The organism is Burkholderia sp. Bp8963 (genome assembly GCF_003854275.1).
Taxonomy (GTDB): Bacteria; Pseudomonadota; Gammaproteobacteria; order Burkholderiales; family Burkholderiaceae; genus Burkholderia.
On the sequence record NZ_QTQP01000013.1, the window covers coordinates 91158 to 109173 of the forward strand.

Annotated in this window: 13 protein-coding genes; 7 read left to right on the top strand and 6 right to left on the bottom strand. The window is 71.4% G+C overall.

The annotated features are described in order from the left end of the window. The first annotated feature begins 10 nt into the window (after nucleotides 1-10). Nucleotides 11-2431 carry a hypothetical protein gene (locus DID96_RS13650; protein WP_124599830.1) on the top strand — a complete coding sequence of 807 codons (2421 nt, stop codon included), beginning with the start codon at nucleotides 11-13 and terminating at the stop codon, nucleotides 2429-2431. On the opposite strand, the gene DID96_RS13655 is transcribed toward DID96_RS13650, so the two are convergent. The 6 genes from DID96_RS13655 to DID96_RS13680 form a co-directional block, all read right to left on the bottom strand. Continuing rightward, nucleotides 2432-3319, bottom strand: coding sequence for an alpha/beta fold hydrolase (locus DID96_RS13655; protein ID WP_124599831.1), 888 nt, complete (start codon nucleotides 3317-3319; stop codon nucleotides 2432-2434). Beyond that, the gene (locus DID96_RS13660) at nucleotides 3316-5016 is read right to left on the bottom strand and encodes an ABC transporter ATP-binding protein (RefSeq protein ID WP_124599832.1); all 1701 of its coding nucleotides are present in this window, start codon (nucleotides 5014-5016) and stop codon (nucleotides 3316-3318) included. Before DID96_RS13660 ends, DID96_RS13655 begins: the two co-directional genes overlap by 4 nt. Then, on the bottom strand, nucleotides 5013-5855 hold the full coding sequence (locus DID96_RS13665; protein WP_185732253.1) for an ABC transporter permease: 843 nt from the start codon (nucleotides 5853-5855) through the stop codon (nucleotides 5013-5015). The genes DID96_RS13660 and DID96_RS13665 overlap by 4 nt, the downstream gene beginning before the upstream one ends. A gap of 95 nt (nucleotides 5856-5950) precedes the next feature. Continuing rightward, entirely contained in the window at nucleotides 5951-6964 is a 1014-nt protein-coding gene (locus DID96_RS13670) for an ABC transporter permease (RefSeq protein ID WP_185732248.1), read from the bottom strand. 4 nt (nucleotides 6965-6968) lie between these two features. Next, on the bottom strand, nucleotides 6969-8603 hold the full coding sequence (locus tag DID96_RS13675; protein ID WP_260463894.1) for an ABC transporter substrate-binding protein: 1635 nt from the start codon (nucleotides 8601-8603) through the stop codon (nucleotides 6969-6971). After that, nucleotides 8603-9844 (bottom strand): SfnB family sulfur acquisition oxidoreductase, encoded by a 1242-nt coding sequence (locus tag DID96_RS13680; RefSeq protein ID WP_124599833.1) that lies wholly within the window; start codon nucleotides 9842-9844, stop codon nucleotides 8603-8605. Before DID96_RS13680 ends, DID96_RS13675 begins: the two co-directional genes overlap by 1 nt. A 385-nt stretch (nucleotides 9845-10229) precedes the next feature. On the opposite strand from DID96_RS13680, the gene DID96_RS13685 reads away from it, so the two are divergent. The 6 genes from DID96_RS13685 to DID96_RS13710 are packed head-to-tail and all read left to right on the top strand — an operon-like array spanning nucleotide 10230 to nucleotide 17942. Next, nucleotides 10230-12647, top strand: coding sequence for a TonB-dependent receptor (locus DID96_RS13685; RefSeq protein WP_185732249.1), 2418 nt, complete (start codon nucleotides 10230-10232; stop codon nucleotides 12645-12647). Nucleotides 12648-12660: 13 nt separating this feature from the next. Then, a complete protein-coding gene (locus tag DID96_RS13690; RefSeq protein ID WP_124599835.1) occupies nucleotides 12661-14034 on the top strand; it encodes an LLM class flavin-dependent oxidoreductase in 1374 nt (457 codons plus the stop codon). Next, on the top strand, nucleotides 14031-15053 hold the full coding sequence (locus DID96_RS13695) for an LLM class flavin-dependent oxidoreductase (protein ID WP_124599836.1): 1023 nt from the start codon (nucleotides 14031-14033) through the stop codon (nucleotides 15051-15053). Before DID96_RS13690 ends, DID96_RS13695 begins: the two co-directional genes overlap by 4 nt. Further along, nucleotides 15050-16111 (top strand): LLM class flavin-dependent oxidoreductase, encoded by a 1062-nt coding sequence (locus DID96_RS13700; protein WP_124599837.1) that lies wholly within the window; start codon nucleotides 15050-15052, stop codon nucleotides 16109-16111. Before DID96_RS13695 ends, DID96_RS13700 begins: the two co-directional genes overlap by 4 nt. Continuing rightward, the gene (locus DID96_RS13705; RefSeq protein ID WP_124599838.1) at nucleotides 16108-16836 is read left to right on the top strand and encodes an LLM class flavin-dependent oxidoreductase; all 729 of its coding nucleotides are present in this window, start codon (nucleotides 16108-16110) and stop codon (nucleotides 16834-16836) included. Before DID96_RS13700 ends, DID96_RS13705 begins: the two co-directional genes overlap by 4 nt. After that, nucleotides 16833-17942 (top strand): LLM class flavin-dependent oxidoreductase, encoded by a 1110-nt coding sequence (locus tag DID96_RS13710; protein WP_124599839.1) that lies wholly within the window; start codon nucleotides 16833-16835, stop codon nucleotides 17940-17942. The genes DID96_RS13705 and DID96_RS13710 overlap by 4 nt, the downstream gene beginning before the upstream one ends. Nucleotides 17943-18016 lie beyond the last annotated feature (74 nt).

The following is an 18016-nucleotide window of genomic DNA, read 5'->3' on the forward strand; positions in this document are numbered from 1 at the left end:
CGGACAACGCATGAACGAAGCCAACGACACCCTCGGCACCCCCGACACCATCGAAGCGCGCGCCGCCGCGCTGCGCGACCGGCTCGGCCCGCACGTCGCGCCAGCGGGCCTGTACGAACGGCACAAGCGCCTGCCGTTCGCGGGGCGCGTGCGCTGCAACGTCGCGCGCGTCGAAGCCGGCGACTGGAGCGAGATCGTGCTCGACTACGAAGTCGGCTCGTCCGGCATCGCCGACGGCGGCTGGCTGAAGGCGACCTTCAAGTTCTACTCGGACTGGGCGCTGTTCCAGACGAGCGACCCGAGCGCCGCCAACTACATCAGCGCCGAATACCAGGCGGCACCGCTCGTGCCCGGGCAAAGCCCGGCCACGGTGCAGGCGCTGAACGTGCGCTTCGACCAGAAGGGACACGAGCGGCCGTTCCAGAAGGCGGTGATCGTCGACATCGTCGACGGCTACGTGAACGCCGGCGATCGCATCGTGATCCGTCTCGGCGACCGCCGCCGCGGCCCCGGCACGCGCGTGCAGACGTTCGCCGAGGACAACTTCCGGTTCCGGCTCTACGTCGATCCGCTCGGCACGTCGCGCTTCGTCGCGGTGCCCGGCGACGTGTCGATCGACATCCGCGCCGGCGCGCCTGCCGACGTGCTGCTGAACGGCCCGCGCTTCGTGCGGCCCGGCACGCGCGCGCCGTTCCGGCTGTCGCTGCAGGACCGCTGGGGCAATGCGTGCCGCGATGTCGGCGGCACCGCGCGCGTGATCGCGTACGACGCACGCGGCGCAGCCGTCTACCATCGCGACCACGCGCTGCCGGATGCGGGGTTTGCAACCTGCGCGGTCGACGACCTGCCGGCCGACGCAGGCACGCTGCGCATCGTGGCCGACGTGCCCGCGCGGCCGGACGTGCGCGCCGCGCACGCGTGGCTCACGGTCGACGCGTCGCTGCCCGCGCCGCGCGCGCTGTACGCGGACCTGCACGTCCATGCGCACGACACGGTCGGCACCAACAGCCCCGAGTACAACGCACGCTATGCGCGCGATATCGGCGGCATCGACGTGCTCGGCTACACGGCGAACGATTTCCAGATCACCGACGAGAACTGGCAGCTCGGTGTCGATGCCGTCGAACGCTTCAACGAGCCGGGCCGCTTCGTCGTCTATCCGGTGCAGGAATGGTGCGGCAGCTCGACCGCGGGCGGCGACCACAACGTCGTGTTCCTCGGCGACGCGCGGCCCGGTTTTCCGTACAACGCACGCGGCGAGCACAACCGCACGCTCGTCTGGAACGAGGACATGAAGGGCCACGCGGTCGAGCTCGGCCGCTGGCCCGTCGAGGAGCTGTGGGACGCGTATGCAGACGACGCCGCGCAGCACCTCGTGATGCCGCACGTGGGCGGCCGCCGCTACATTCCGGACTGGCATCATCCGGAACTCGAACGGCTCGTCGAGATCGCGTCGTCATGGGGGCATTTCGGCTGGCTGTACCAGGACGTGATCGCGCGCGGCTACCGGCTCGGCGTGGCCGCGAGCGGCGACGAGCATCGCGGCCGGCCGGGCGGCGGCGCGCCGGGCGTGCAGGTGTTCGGCGTGCACGGCGGGCTGACCGGCGTGCTCGCGCCGGCGCTCGACCGGCAAAGCGTCGGCGCGGCGTTGCGCGCGCGCCGCACGTGGGCGACCACCGGCGAGCACAGCGCGATCCTCGTGCGCTGCGGCGATCACTGGCAAGGCGATGCGTTCGCGCAGCGCGGGCCCGCGCGGCTCGACTACCGGCTGCTGGGCCAGGCGGGCTGGGAATACGTGGCCGCCTACGATCACCAGGGCCTGCTGTGGGAGCGCAACCTGCACGCGGAACTCGGCTATGCGGAACGCCTGATCCGCGTGCGCTGGGGCGGCGCGCGCATCCGCGATCGCTACCGCTGGGCCACATGGCGCGGCCGGATCAGCATCGTCAACGGCACGATCCATCGCTTCGGGTCGAACGGGTTCGAGCATGTCGAGGAATCGGCGTGGCGCACCGGCGCGACCGACATCGAGTTCCGCAGCGACACTTATGGCGATGCCGACAGCATCGAGATCGACGTCGGCAATCTCGCCGACGCGACGATCGTCGTCGAAGGAACGATCGACGGGTTCGCGAAGGTCGGCGATCCGCTGCAGCGCAATCCGTTTGCGCATGCGCCCGCGTTCCGCTTCGAGATCAGCGGCGCGGAACTGCTCGCGCGCGGCACGGCGACGCATGCGCTCGGCGGCACCGAGCTGTTCGTCGCGCTCGAGCGGCTCACGGACCAGCCGCTGCCCGTCGACCTCGCCGGCAGCATCGACGTCGCGCCCGGCAACACGCAATTCGGGCACCGCCCCGTGTATTTCTTCGGGCGGCAGTGCAACGACAGCAAGGTGTGGTCGTCCGCGCAGTTCATTCGTTTCGAGACCTGACTATCGCGCCGTATCGGCCGGCCTCTCGATCCTGTCGAGCAGCGCGCGCAATGCCGCCTCCACGGCCTCGGGACGCTCGAGCATGAGCTGATGGCCGCATTCGCGCAGCACGCCGAACGTCGCGTCGGGCAGCGCATCGGCCAGCGCGCGTCCGTCCGCCGCCGGCGTCAGGCCGTCCGCGTCGCCCGCGAGCACGACGACCGGCAGGTCGAGCGCCGCGAGCCGCGCGGCATCGGGCCACGGTGCGTCGCGCAGCACGGCCTGGAACGTCGCCATCCGGTTGCGGCGCGCGATGCGCGATTCGTACGCGACGAGCGCGCGGTCCGCTTGCGGGTGCCACGCAAGCCGACGGAACCGCCGCGCAAACACCGGCTTGAGCCATTCGAGCAGCCACGCCGGCAGCGCGGACGGCTGCATGGCCGGGCGCGTGAGCCGGGTGCCGAGCAGCAGCGCCGCGCTCGCTTCGTGCAATCGTCCGAGGTCGGCAAGGTGTTGCAGCAGCACGAGCGTGCTGCCCGTGCCGAGCGAATGCGCGACCAGCACGTTGCGCGCGCCCTTGTAGCGATCGAACAGCGCGAGATAGTCCTGAATCGTCTCGGCGCCGCGATAGGCACCGTCGCGCGTGTCCGGGCGCGGGCTGTCGCCGTGACCGAGAAAATCCCACGCGACGAGCCCGTAGCCCGCGTCGGCCAGCGTCCGCCATTGGCGGCGCCACTGGTTCTTGTTGCCGCCACCGCCGTGCGCGAAGAACACGACGGTGTCCGCATGCGGCGAATCCGGCGGTGCCGGGCGATGGGCGACGCTCAGCGTGCGCCCCGTGCGGACTTCGACCGGCGTGCCGGTCACGACCACCGGGCCGGCGGCGGCGTAAGTCGAATGGGATGTCACGGGTGCTCCTCGTCGATCGGATGCGCGTGCCGCGCGCCGTCGGTGTTTGCTGCCGGACGCGCCGGCAGCACCGGCATCGCGTCGATCAGCGCGCGGGTATACGGATGGCGCGGCGCGCCGAACACCTGCGCGGCGTCGCCCAGCTCGACCACGCGCCCCGCGCGCATTACCGCGATCCGGTCGCAGATCTGCGCGGCAACCCGCAGGTCGTGTGTAACGAACACGATCGCCATCGCGCGGCGGCGCTGCACGGATTCGAGCAGCGCGAGCACTTGCGCCTGCACCGACACGTCGAGGCCCGACACCATCTCGTCGGCCACGAGGATCGACGGGTCGAGCGCGAGCGCGCGCGCAAGACTGATGCGCTGCCGCTGCCCGCCGGAAAACTGATGCGGATAGCGGTCGAGCGCGTCCGGCGGCAAGCCGACCCGCGCGAGCAGGTCGGCCGCGCGCCGGCGGGCGTCCGTGCGCTTGACGCCGTGGGCGACCATGCCGGTCGCGACGATATCCGCGACGGTCTGGCGCGCGTTCAGCGACGCGTGCGGATCCTGGAACACCATCTGGATCTCGCGCCGCAGCGGGCGCAACGCACGCTCGGTCAGGCGCGCGAGATCGTGCTCGCCGCGCAGCACGATGTGGCCGTCGTCCACGCGAGCGAGCCGCAGCAGCGCGCGCGCGAGCGTCGACTTGCCGGAGCCCGATTCGCCGACGATGCCGAGCGTTTCGCCGGCGTGCAGCGTGAACCCGACGTCGTCCAGCGCATCGACGCCGCGCCGGCCGCGGTCCGGCAGGAATGGCAGGGACGGCAGCACGCGGCGCGCCGCGTAGCGCTTGCGCAGGCCGCGCACGTCGAGCAGCGGCACGCCGCTGCGCGCGACCGCGCGTTGCGTGGCCCGGCCGTGCGGCACCGCATCGAGCAGCGCGCGGGTGTACGGATGGCGCGGCGCGCGCAGCACGTCGGCCGCGCGGCCGCTTTCGACGATTTCGCCGTCGCGCAGCACCGCGACGCGATCGGCGATCTGCGCGACCACACCGAAATCGTGCGTGATCAGCAGCACGCCAGTGCGCGTCGCGCGGGTCGCTTGCGCGATCAGCGCGAGAATCCGCGACTGCGTGGTGACGTCGAGCGCGGTCGTCGGCTCGTCGGCGATCAACAGCGCCGGTTCGAGCGCCAGCGCCATCGCAATGAGCACGCGCTGCCGCTGGCCGCCCGACAGCGCGTCGGGATACGCATGACGCAGCCGCTCGGGTTCGGGCAGCCCGACGTCGCGCAGCAGCGCGGTCACCCGCGCGGCGCGCGCGGCGGCCTCGCCGCGGCCGGTCAGCACGCGATGAACGCGCAGCACCTCGTCGACCTGCGCGCCGACCGGCATCAGCGGATTGAGCGCGGCGAGCGGCTCCTGGAAGATCATCGACACGTCGCGCCCGCGCACCGCGCGCCATTCGGCGTCGCTGCCGCGCGTCAGGTCCCGGCCGCGCAGCACGATCCGGCCGCGCTCGCGCCGCACGCCATGCGGCAACAGCCCCGCGATCGCCGCCGCGAGCAGCGACTTGCCGGATCCGGATGCGCCGACCACGCACAGCACTTCGCCGGGCGCGATCGTCAGCGACACGTCGCGCACCGCTTCGCGACGCTCCGCGCCCGGCGGCAGCGCGAGCGTGAGATGCTCGATCGACAGCAGCGGCGCGCCGCTCATCGCGCGCCCTCCGTCGTCGCCCGCGCGAGCGCCGACGCCACGCGCAAGCCTTCGCCGACGCGATTGATCGCGAGCGCGGTCGCGACGATCGCGAGGCCCGGCCAGATGCTCAGCCACCACGCGTCGCGGATCACGTTGCGCGCGGCGCCGATCATGAAGCCCCAGCTCATCTGCGCCGGGTCGCCGAGCCCGAGGAACGACAGCGCCGACTCGGTCAGGATCGCGGTCGCGACCATCAGCGCGGCCAGCACCGCGAGCGGCGGCAGCACGTGCGGCAGGATCTGGCGCCGCACGAGCGCGGCGGGCGTCTCGCCGGCGACGCGGGCAGCCAGCACGAATTCCCGGCCCGCGAGCCCGATGAACTCGCCGCGCACGAGCCGCGCGATCGCGGGCCACGACGCGGTAGCGATCGCGATGACCGTCGATTCGAGCGACGCGCCGAGCACCGCGGCGATCGTTACGGCGAGCGCAAACTGCGGAATCGTCTGGAACAGCGCGGTGACGCCCATCAGCACGCTGTCGATCCAGCCGCCGCACCAGCCCGCGAGCGCGCCGACTGTCGCGCCGAGCGCGAAAGTCGCGACGGTTGCCGCGAGCCCGACGAACAGCGACACGCGCGCGCCCCACAGTAGGCCGACCAGCACGTCGCGCCCGAGCATGTCGGTGCCGAGCGGATGGGCCGCATCCAGCAGCGGCCGCATCATCGGCTCGGCCGCGAGCCGCCACGGCGACGGCAGCCACAGCGGCGCTGTCAGCGCGACCAGCGCGGCGGCGGCGAGAAACAGCGTGCCTGCGAGCGCGCCCGGCGCACGGGCGAAGCGGTGCAGGAAGCCGTGCAGGAAGCCGTGCAGGAAGCGGTGCGGGAAACTGATCGGGAAACGGCTCATGATGCGGCTCAGGAAGCTGTTCGGAAAGCGGCTCGAAAAGCGGCTCATCATCGCGCCTCCCGCACGGCGGCACGCGGATCGACGATCCCGTACAGCAGATCGGTCAGCGCATTGAACCCGACGACGAGCGCCGCGACGACGGCCAGCAGCCCGAGCAGCACCGGATAGTCGCGTTGCATCAGCGCGTCGTACATCAGGCCGCCGAGGCCCGGCCACGCGAACACGATCTCGGTGACCAGCGCGCCGCCCGCGAGCTGCCCGAGCTGCAGGCCGCCGAGCGTGACGACGGGCAGCAGCGCGTTGCGCAGCACGTGGCGGATCATCACGCGCGGCTCGGACGCGCCCTTCGCGCGCGCGGTGCGCACGAACTCCCGTTCGACCACTTCGAGCATCGCCGCGCGCGTGAGCTGCACGTAGATCGCGCCGTAGACGAGCCCGAGCGTCGTCGCGGGCAGCACGAGGTGCGCGGCCACGTCGAGCCCGTGACGCACGCCCGTGTAGCCGGCGCCGACGCTTTCCATCCCGAACGACGGCAGCCAGCCGAGCCAGACCGAGAAGACGATCACGCTCGTCAGCGACAGCCAGAACAGCGGCGTCGCATACGCGATCACGGCCAGCGCGCCGATCGCGCGCGCGACGCGGCGTGCCCACGTGCCGTCGCGCGTCTCGCACCACGCGGCGACGGCGCCGGCCGTCACGCCGGCCGCGACCGACACGGCGAACGCGGCCGCCATCAGCAGCAGCGTCGCGGGCAGGCGCTCCGCGACGAGCTGCAGCACCGGGAGCTGGTTGCGGTACGAGAAGCCGAAATCGACGTGCGCGACGCGTTGCAGATACAGCGCGAACTGTTCTGCAAGCGGCCGGCTCAGCCCGAGCTGCGCGCGCAGCCGCTCGACGTACGCGGCATCGCCCGCGCCCGCGTCGCCCGCGAGCATGAGCGCCGGATCGCCGGGCGCGAGCCGGACCAGGAAGAAATTGACGACCAGCACGCCGAGGACGACCGCAAGCCCCCGGAGCACCGTCGCCGACACGCGCAGCGCGCTTCTCAACCCGCTTGTCATTGGGTCACCCGATCCATGTGTCCTCGAGGCTGTCGTTCACGCTGGTGGCCGTGCGCAGCAGGTTGTGCACGCTGCGCCGGTACACCGTGGGATTGACCATCTCGAAGATGTTGGCGATGGCCGCGTCGTTCGCGAGCGCCGTCTGGATCTGCGCATAGAGCCCGCGGCGCGCGGCCGGGTCGGTCGATTGCGCGGCGGCGTCCCACTGCGCGTCGAGCGTCGGATTGCGATAGCCCTCGACGTTGCCGAACGGCGATCCCTTCGAGATGCCGTCGATCCGGTACAGCGGCGACACGCCGAAATCGGGATCCGCGTTCTGGAACAGGAAGTTGTAGCTCAGATCGAAATCCCAGTTCGCGACGCGCGCATACCAGCCGGCCGCGTCGGTCGTCTGCACACGGATGCGGAAGCCCGCCTGCGCGAGCGCCTGCTGCGTGTATTCCGCGACGCGCTCCCACGCACCGCCCTTCTCGCCGTTGAGTAGCACGAGCGGAAACCGGCCGACATCGACGCCCGACTGGCGGATCAGCACCCGCGCGCGGTCCGGGTCGTGCGCAAAGCGCGGCACGCCCGAATCGTAGAACGGCGACGACGACACGAATGGGCCGTTCGCCACCTTCCCGTAGCCGTAGAAAATCCGGTCGACGATGAACTGGCGGTCGAGCGCATGCAGCACGGCCTGCCGCACGAGCACGTTGTCGAACGGCGGCTTGCGCTGGTTCAGTTCGAGAAAGGCCATCCCCGTGAACAGCTCCCAGCCCTGCGTCGTGAGCGCGACGCCCGGCAGCTTCGCGAGCCGCGCGACGTCCGCGTAGTCGACGTCTCCCGCACGCAGCGCATGGATCTGCCCGCGCTCGAACGCAATCGCACGCGCGGCCGCGTCGGGCACGATGTTGAATACGATCCCGTCGAGATACGGCAGCCCCTTCTTCCAGTAGTCGGGATTGCGCGCAAGACGCACATACGCGCCGCGCTTCCATTCGCGGAACACGAACGGCCCCGTGCCGACCGGATGCTGGTTCGCCGGGTTGCTGCGCGGGTCCTTCCCCTGGTACAGGTGAGCCGGCAAGATCGGCAGCAGCCCGCTGCCGAGCAGATTGATCAGTCCTGCATACGGCTTCTTCAGGCGGATCGTCACCTGCAGCGGCCCGCTCGCGTCGATCGACGCGATGTACTTGTCGAACGTCACCTTCGTGCGCGGCAGCGCCTGCGGCGCGATCTCCTTCAGCGTGACCACCACGTCCTGCGCACCGAACGGCTGCCCGTCGTGCCAGCGCACGCCCGGCTGCAGGTCGAACGTGTAGCGCAGCCCGTCGGCCGACACGTTCCAGCTGCGCGCAAGCACCGGCACCGGTCTGAGCTGCGGATCGTAGACGAGCAAGCCCTGGAAGATCTTGCCGCCGACGTACTGCGACGCGACGTGCGGCGTCACCGCATTGACGAGCGACGGCGGCTCCGGCTGCGCGAACAGCGACAGCGTGCCGCCGCGCACCGGCGCTGCAGTGGCGGCGGCATCTGCGGCGAACGCATGCGCGCCGCCGCCGAGTCCGGCCGTGGCCCACGCGGACGCGATCAGGTAACGGCGCCGCGCGGGGTCCTGCAGCGCGAACGGTGGCGGATTCGAGCGCGTGTCGTTCATCACAGATACCCGTGGCGCGGCGGATTGACGTGGTTGAGCACGTAGTTGCCGATCGCGTGGTATTTCCAGCGCACCGGATCGTGCAGCGTGTGCGTGCGCGCGTTGCGCCAGTGACGATCGAGGTTGTATTCGCTCAGCACCGAACGCGTGCCCGACAGCTCGAACAGCTTGTTGGTCGCGAGGATCGCGAGTTCCGTGCCGAGCACCTTCGCGACCGCGACCTGCACCGACGCGTGCGCGACCTGCGCGTCGTCGGGCGCGTCCGGCAGCGCGGCGAGTTCCGCGGCCGCGCGGTCGAGCACGGCCTCGGCCGCGAGCAGCCGGATCTGCAGGTCCGCGACGTCACGAATCACGTACGGATCGTCCGACGCGCGCGCGATGCCGCTGTCGGCCCACGGCCGGCTGCGCGTGCGCACGAAGTCGATCGTGTCGGCGATCGCCGCGCGCGCGATGCCCACGTCGATGTTCGCATGCAGGTATTGCGACACGGGCCCCGCGAGCGTCGGCCGCTCGAACGCAGCCTGGATCGACACGACGTCGGCCGGATCGACCTCGACCTCCGACAGCGTCAGCGTGCCGCTCGCGGTCGTGCGCTGCCCGAAGCCGCTCCAGTCGTCGACGATGTCGAGCCCCGGCCGGTCGCGCTCGACGAGCGCCTGCACGTAGCGGCCGTCGTCGTCGAGCGCGAGCACCGCGATCCAGTCGGCGAACAGCGCGCCGGTCGAATAGAACTTCTGGCCGTCGAGCACGAGGCGCCCGCCACGCCGCGTGAGCCGCGTGCCGATCTCGAGCGCGTTCTTCGTGCTGCGCTCGGACGCCGCATGGCCGATGCGCGCGCCGTCGAGCGCGAGACCGAAGAACTTGCGGCGCTGAGCGTCGTCGCCGGTCAGCCGGATCACGTCGAGCGCGTGGAAATGATTCTTCGGCAACTGGCCGATCGACGGGTCCGCTTCGGCCACGGTCCGCACGACTGCGCCGAGCGTCGCAAGCGATACGTCCGCGCCGCCGTACGCGCGCGGCACGGTGATCCCCCACAGGCCGCTGCCCGAGAACAGGTCGAGTTCGGCGAACGGCAGCCGCCGCTCGCGGTCGCGCAGCGCCGCGTCGCGCGACAGCTCGCCGGCAAGGCGGCGCGCGGTTTCGAGCGCATGCGCGTCGTCGGCGATGCGGCTCGCAGGCGGACGGGAAGAAATCGGAGACGGCGCGGGAGCAGGCGCGGCGGCGGACGTGAACGCGTTCATGAAAATCCTCGTGGTGAGAAGCATGGCCCGTGTCGTGAGCAAGCACCGTGCCACGACCGTCCTGCCTGCGTGCGCGGCCACCGCGCGTCGAATCGCGCGCTGGATTTCCAGCGAGATGCCGCAAATGCAGCACGCCGTGCGGCCGCGCGCTGCGCTGCTGGGTTTTCAGCAAAGCGGCCGAAATGCGCGTCCGTCTGCCCCCGTCCGGCACGCCCCGATCGACGGCAATGCCACGAGACATCGGCCCGCGCGCCCGCTGGCACGGCTGTTGCGAAGAGGCTGCCCGACGCGCTGCTGCACGCGGCGCGATCGACCAGGCGTGCCACGCTGCGCGCCGGCTACACACATCAAACACGCATCACGCGCGCATCGACAGGGGTTACTGATGAAATACACGTTGTTGAAGGCCTCCATCGGCGCATCGGCGCTGCTGGCCGCCACTCAGGCGCTGCACGCACAGGAGCCGCCGGCCGCGGCCACGAGACCGGCCGCCGCGTCGGCGGCTGCCGTGACCGCCGCGCCGGACGCATCGTCGCCGCGTGCGAAACCCGGCGCGCAACCAGGCACGCTCTCGGACGCGAGTCCGGACGCGAAATCTGGCGCAAAACCCGGCGCGAACCCGAGCGCAAAACCCGCCACGAAGAAGGACACACCGATCGCGGAAGCACAGCTCAAGGACGTCATCGTGACCGCCGAGCGACGCGTGCAGTCGGCGCAGCGGGTCGGCACATCGGTGTCGGTCGTCTCGGGCGACGAGCTGAAGACGCTGAACGTCGAAACCGTCAACGACCTGCAGCACGCGACGCCGAACCTCGAGGTCGAGCCCGCGTTCGGCGGCGGGCAGCCGCAGTTCCGGATTCGCGGCGTCGGCTTCAGCGACTACACGTCGAACAACGCATCGACGGTCGGCGTGAACGTCGACGACGTCGCGTACGCGCTGCCGATCCAGACCCAGGGCCAACTGTTCGACATCGCGCGCGTCGAAGTGCTGCGCGGGCCGCAGGGCACGCTGTACGGCCGCAACACGACGGGCGGCACGATCAACTTCATCACGAACCAGCCGACCCGCGACTTCGAAGCGGGCGTCTCCGCCGAATACGGCACGCACAACCTGTTCACGACCGAGGGTTATGTGTCGGGGCCGCTGAGCGATCGCGTGCGCGGCCGCTTCGCGTTCACGACGCAGGACTTCGGTGCGTGGCAGAACAACCGCGCGACGAACCAGACGCTCGGCAACCATGACAGCGCGGCCGCGCGCGGCCAGCTCGACTGGGACGTCACCCGCGATTTCAAGCTGCACTTCGGCGCGCACGGCGGCTTCGACAAGTCCGACAACGAGGGCCTCTACCTGTTCACCCCGTACACGTCGGCCAAGACCGGCCAGGTCATTCCGGCCGATACCGACCACACGAAAACCGGCTGGGGCGTGAGCCCCGCGTTCTCGCGCGTGACGGGGTTGTCGACCGATGCGAAGCCGGGCCGCAACAACGTGAACGGCGGCGTCGATCTCACCGCGACGTGGAACCTCGGCCCGGTCGAGCTGAAGAGCATCACCGCGTACAACTACCTGCACCGCCGCGAATACGCGGACTGGGACGCGACGCAGTATCACGACTCCGACGAGTACTTCGACGACACCATCAACGAAGTCACGCAGGAGCTGCGCGCATCGTCGCGCGGCGACACGCGGCTGCGCTGGGTCACGGGCCTGTTCTACTCGCACGACGATCTCGACGAGAAGTTCTATTCCGACTTCAGCGACCGGCTCGGCTTCATCGCGCTGTCGCGCTACCGGCAGTCGGTCGATACGCTCGGCGCGTACGGACAGGCGACCTACGACATCACCAAGCGCCTGCGCGGCATCGTCGGGCTGCGCCAGGAACACGAGAAGCGCGAGCTGCGCGGCTTCGCGTCCGGCATGCTGACGCCGTCGTTCGTGCCGTTCGCGGGCTTCCAGGGCGGCGACGTGAACCAGTCGCTGACGTCGAACGGCACGTCGGGCAAGGTCGGCCTCGAATTCGATCTCGCGCCGGCGACGCTGCTGTACGCGAGCGTGAGCCGCGGCTACAAGTCGGGCGGCTTCACCGCGCACAACACCGGCAACTCGAGCGCGCTCGCACCATTCAAGCCGGAATCGCTGACCGCGTACGAAGTCGGCTTCAAGAGCGACCTCACGCGCACGCTGCGCTGGAACCTGTCGGCGTTCCACTACGACTACCGTGACCAGCAGGTGCTGTCCGCGACGTTCGACCCGAACTCGCAGTCGCTGATCGGCACGTTCGTCAACGCGCCGAAATCGCGCATCGACGGCATCGAGACCGAGCTGAAGTGGCAGCCGGTGCGCGGGCTCGAGTTCTCGCAATACGTCGGCTACAAGGGCGGCAAGTACACGGCGCCGTTCGTCACGTATAACACGCAGGCATCGGCCGCGAGCGGCCACAACGTGTTCACCGACTACAACGGCACCGCGCTCAGCTTCCCGCGCCTCAGCTACGGCGGGCAGGTTGCGTACAGCTGGCTTGCGGACGGCTACCGGCTGCGCGCGGAGACGAACTACAGCTATCGCGACGCGTATTCGCAACTGCTGCTGCTCGGCCCGAACTACACCGCCGACGCGTACTGGCTCTTCAACGCGAGCCTCACCGTCACGTCGCCTGACCGGCACTGGGACGTCGCGCTGTGGGCACGCAACCTGTTCAACCGCCAGTACGACCTGACGAAGAACTTCTTCCTGCCCGGCACGAACGTCGCCGCGGCGGGCCAGCCGCGCACGGTCGGCGTGCGCGTGACCTACACGTTCTGAGGAGGCTCGCGAGATGACGCGCCGTACCGACAGGATGAAGCTCAACGCGATGCTGAACGGCACCGGCAGCCACGTCGTCGGCTGGCGCCACCCGCTCGCGCAACCCAACGGCAACCGCGATTTCGCGCATTTCCGCCGGATGGCGCGGACGGCCGAACGCGGCAAGCTCGACGCGCTGTTCGTCGCGGACGTCGTCGCGACGCAGGGCAGCCACGTCGACTCGCTGCGCCGCAGCGCGCGCGCCGAGACCTTCGAGCCGCTCACGCTGCTCGCAGCGCTCGCGGCCGTCACGCACCGCATCGGCCTGATCGCGACCGCAACGACGACCTACAACGCGCCGTACCACATCGCCCGCAAGTTCGCGTCGCTCGATCACCTGAGCGGCGGGCGTGCCGGCTGGAACCTCGTCACGTCGGTCGTGCCCGACGAAGCCGCAAACTTCGGCGCGGCGCCGCATCTCGCGCACGCCGATCGCTATGCGCGCGCCGACGAATTCCGGCGCGTCGTCGCGGGGCTCTGGGACAGCTGGGAAGACGACGCGTTCATCGAGGACAAGGCCGCCGGCCTGCATTTCGATCACCGCAAGCTGCATGTGCTCAATCATCGCGGCCCGCATTTCAGCGTGCGCGGCCCGCTGAACGTCGCGCGCGCGCCGCAGGGCCACCCGGTGCTCGTGCAGGCCGGCTCGTCGGACGCCGGCCGCGAACTCGCGGCACGCTGCGCGGAAGTGATCTTCACCGCGCAGCATCGGCTCGACGACGCGCAGGCGTTCTATGCGGACGTCAAGGGCCGGCTCGCGCGCTACGGCCGCCAGCCCGACCATCTGAAGATCCTGCCCGGCGTGATGCCAATCGTCGGCGCAACCGAGGCCGACGCACGCGACAAGCTGCGTGCGCTGCAGGACCTGATCGATCCGGTGCTCGGGCTGCGCCTCGTCGCCGACAACGCCGGCGACTTCGATCTCTCCGGCTATCCGCTCGACGGGCCGCTGCCCGACCTGCCGCCGAGCAACCGCAGCCAGAGCCGGCAGCAACTGATCGTCGATCTCGCGCGCCGCGAGAACCTGACGATCCGCCAGCTCTACGAGCGCTTCGCGAGCGCCGGCGTGGTGGCCGGCACGCCGAAGACCATCGCCGACCATTTCGAGGAATGGTTCCTGTTGCATGGCGCCGACGGCTTCAACGTCGCGTTCGCGTGGGCGCCCGGCGGCCTCGACGACTTCGTCGAGCGGGTCGTGCCCGAGCTGCAGCGCCGCGGGCTGTTCCGCACCGAATACGAAGGGCCAACGCTGCGCGACCAGCTCGGCCTGCCGCGGCCGCCGTTCGTGCGGCCGCCGTCGTCGTTGCGCGGCGATACGGTGGCACCGGTCGGAGGAGAGACGGCATGACGCGACGCTTCCGGCTCGGCATGCTGACGCGCGTCTATGCGCCGGACGCGTCGCCACACGTGCTGCACGACACGCTCGCGCTGATCGAGGCCGCCGAAGCGCTCGGCTTCGACAGCGCGTGGGTGGCCCAGCATCATTTCGGCCGCGAAACCGGCCGGCTGGCATCGCCGCTCGTGCTGCTCGCGGCCGCCGCGCGCCGCACGCGCCGCATCGCGCTCGGCACCGGCGTGATCGTGCTGCCGCTCGAATCGCCGCTGCGCGTTGCCGAGGACGCCGCCGTGCTCGACGCGCTGTCGGGCGGCCGCCTGCAGCTAGGCGTCGGCGCCGGCTTCGAGCCGGACGTGTTCCGCGCGTTCGGCCGCGACTTCGATGCGCGCGCGGCGCTGCAGGCCGACGGGCTTGCCACGCTACGCCGTGCGCTCGACGGCGCGCCGCTCGGCGCGGCCGGCCTGACGCTGCAGCCGCCCGCGCCAGCGCTCGCGGCGCGCCTCTGGCAGGCGACCGGCGACGCCGAAGCGGTCGCCCGCAACGGTCACGGGCTGATCGTCGCGCGCACGCGTCCCGAAGCAGACGGCGAAGCCGCGCTGATCGCGCGCTTTCGCGGCGCGTGGCGGCAACCGAAGGCACCGCGCGTTGCACTCGTGCGCGCGGTCGTGCCGGGCGCGGACACGGCGAGCGTCGACGCTGTGCTCGGCCCCGACATCGTGCGCTACGCGGCGCAGCTCGCGCGGGCCACCGGTGCGCCGGCGCCCGATCTGGCCGGCGTCGCCGGCTTACTCGACCGGTTCGGCGTGCTGCGGGGCACCCCCGGTGACATCGTGGCCGCGCTGCGCGCCGATCCCGCGCTGGCCGGCGCGACCGAGCTCGTCGTGCAGGTGCAGACGGCGAGCACGCCGCATCGCGACGCGTTGAGGCGGCTCGAGGACATCGCCCGCCACGTCGGGCCCGAGCTCGGCTGGACGCCGGCCGGCTCGCCTCCCGAATCTGTTCCGCCCACTTCCGCTCCGCTTTCGACATGACCCTTTCGCCCTCTCCCGCACCGGCCGCGCGCCGGCCCTTCAAGCTCGGCTTTCTCACCCACGTGCACGGCACCGGCGACGCGCGCCGCGTGTATGCCGATCTCGAGACGCTGTTCGTCGCGGCCGAGCAGCTCGGCTACGACGGCGGCTTCGTCGCGCAGCATCACTTCCGCGCCGAGTACGGCCGACTGCCGTCGCCGCTCGTGCTGCTGGCCGCCATCGCGCAACGCACGCACCGCATCGAGCTCGGCACGGGCATCGTCACGCTGTCGCTCGAAGACCCGCTGCGGCTTGCCGAGGACGCCGCGGTGCTCGACGCGCTGTCCGGTGGCCGCCTGCAGCTCGGGCTCGGCAGCGGCGGCGCGAATCTCGACGCGTTCGCCGCTTTCGGGCTCGACGTCGATACGCGCCAGGCGCGCTTCGCGGCGGCGCTCGAGCGGTTGCAGGAGGCGCTGTCGGGCCGCCCCGTCGCCGACAGCGCCGCCGACGCACCACCGCTCGTGCTGCAGCCGCCGGCGCCCGGCCTGCGCGAACGCCTGTGGCATTCGCACGCGTCGGCCGACGGCGCACGCTTCGCCGCCCGGCACGGCAACGGCTTGCTGCTCGGCACCGCGGTGCACGATCCGCGCACCGTGCAGCGCCCGCTCGCCGACGCCTACCTCGACGCGTGGCGCGAACGCACCGTCTCGGACGCGCACGCGGCGGTGCCCCGCATCGGCGTCGTGCGCGCGGTGTTTCCGGCGCTCGACCGGCGCACCGCGCTCGCCGAACTGGCGCCCGACGTCGTGCGGCACATCCCGTGGCTCGCGGCGACCGGCCATCCGGACGTGACGTCGCCCGACGAGATCGTGCGGCTGCTGAACGTCCACCTCGGCCACCCTGACGACGTGATCGAGAGCCTGCACGGCGACCCGGCGCTACTGCCGTTCGCCGACTACTTCCTTCCCGTCGTGCATGCCGAAAGCTCGTCGCTCGACGACGCGCTGCGCCGCCTGCGCACGATCGCGGAAACGATTGCGCCTGCGCTCGGCTGGCAGCCGGCCCGCGCCGCCGCATGAGCGCGCCGCGTCTGCTGCTGCGCCTCCTCACGCGCTGCGACGACGCGCGGCCCGATCCCGCTGCCGACTGGATCGCGATCGCCGAGGCCGGGATCGCGGCCGGCTGCGATGCCGTGCTGCTCCCCGCTGATACTGCCGGTCCGGACCCGTGGATGGCCGCCGCAGCGCTCGTCGACGCGCTGCCGGACCTGCGGGTGGTGGTGTCGCTTCAGGCGGGCGCGATGCTGCCCGTCGCGGCCGCGCATCTCGCGCAAAGCCTGCAGTCATTGAGCCGCGGCCGCGCACTGCTCGCGTGCGAGGCCGATGCACGCGGCGTCGATGCAAGCGGTCAGCACGCGCACCTGAACCGCGACCAGCGGCTCGCGCGCAGCGCCGAATTCCTGTCGATCCTCGCCGCGCTGTGGGCCACGCGCACGCCGCTGCGGCATCGCGGCACCTACTTTCGCGTCGACCATGCGCAATTGCCGGATCTCACGCTGCAGCGGCCGCCCGTCTACTGGTGCGTCGGCGACCGGCGCGAGCTCGCGTGGGTGGCGCCGTTCTGCGACGGCGCGATCGTGCGCGCGAGCGCGTCCCGCGCGGCGACCGCCGCCGTCGAGTGCGCCTACCGCGCGCGCGGCCTCGCGCCGCCGCCGGCCCGCACGCTGTTCACGCGCATCGCCGAATTCGACGATGCGTGCGGCGCGGCGGCGCGCCGCGCGGCCCACCGCCGGAGTGAAGCATGAGTGTCGATTTTGCGTGGTTCCTGCCGACCAACGGCGACGGCCCGCATCTCGCGAACAGCGGACTGCCTCGGCCGCCGACGTTCATGCGGGACTACCGGCCGGCCACGCCCGAGTACCTGCGCAGCGTTGCCGCCGCGGCCGAGGCGGCCGGCTTCGGCAGCCTGCTGCTGCCGATGGCCGCGGGCTTCGAAGATCCGTGGCTCGTCGGCGCGCAGCTCGCGCGCGCGACGCGGCGCATCGCGTTCATCGTCACGTTTCGTCCAGGGCTCGAGCAACCGGAACAGATCGCGCACAAGGCGGCGACGCTGCAGCGCATGTGCGGCGGCCGCCTGCGCCTGTTCGCGGTGAACGGATCGAGCGCCTACGAGCAGCGCGCGCTCGGCGATTTCCTCGACCACGACCGGCGCTACCAGCGTTCGTCCGAATGCCTGCGGGTGCTGCGCCGGCTGTGGCAGGGCGCCGGCCATTCGGTCGCCGGGCGCTACTACATGCTGAATCCCGCGCATGCCGGCGTGCCGCTCGCGGATCCGCCCACGCTGTATCTCGGCGGCGCGTCGACGCTCGCCGAGCAGGTGGCCGCGAGCCAGGCCGACACGTACCTGCTGTGGGGCGAGCCGCCCGACGTCGTGCGCGAACGTGTCGCGCGGCTGCGCGCGCTGGCCGCGATGTACGGCCGCCGGATGCGGTTCGGGCTGCGCGTGCACGTGATCGCGCGCGCGACGGAACGCGCCGCGTGGGCGCGCGCCGACGAGCTGCTGAGCGGGATTTCCGACCAGACCTATGTCGACGCGCAGCGCCAGCTCGCCGCATACGAGTCGGTCGGCCAGCGGCGCCAGACCGCGCTGAGCCGCGGCGCGTTGCGCTCGCTGCGCGAACTCGAGGTGTACCCGAACCTGTGGGCCGGCGTCGGGCTGATTCGCGGCGGCGCGGGCACCGCGCTTGTCGGCAGCTACGATCAGGTTGCTGCACGCATCCACGAGTACCGGATGCTCGGCATCGGGGAATTCCTGCTGTCGTCGTATCCGAACCTCGAGGAAGCGACCCGCGTGGGCACGCACGTGCTGCCGCGCGTGCGCGCGCTGCTCGCGCGCGCGAGCTTGCTGTGACGGGCCGCTGACGGCGCCCCCGGTCACGGGTCGTGCCCTGCTGCGCTGAGCCTTGCGTTGCCTTGCCTTGCCGT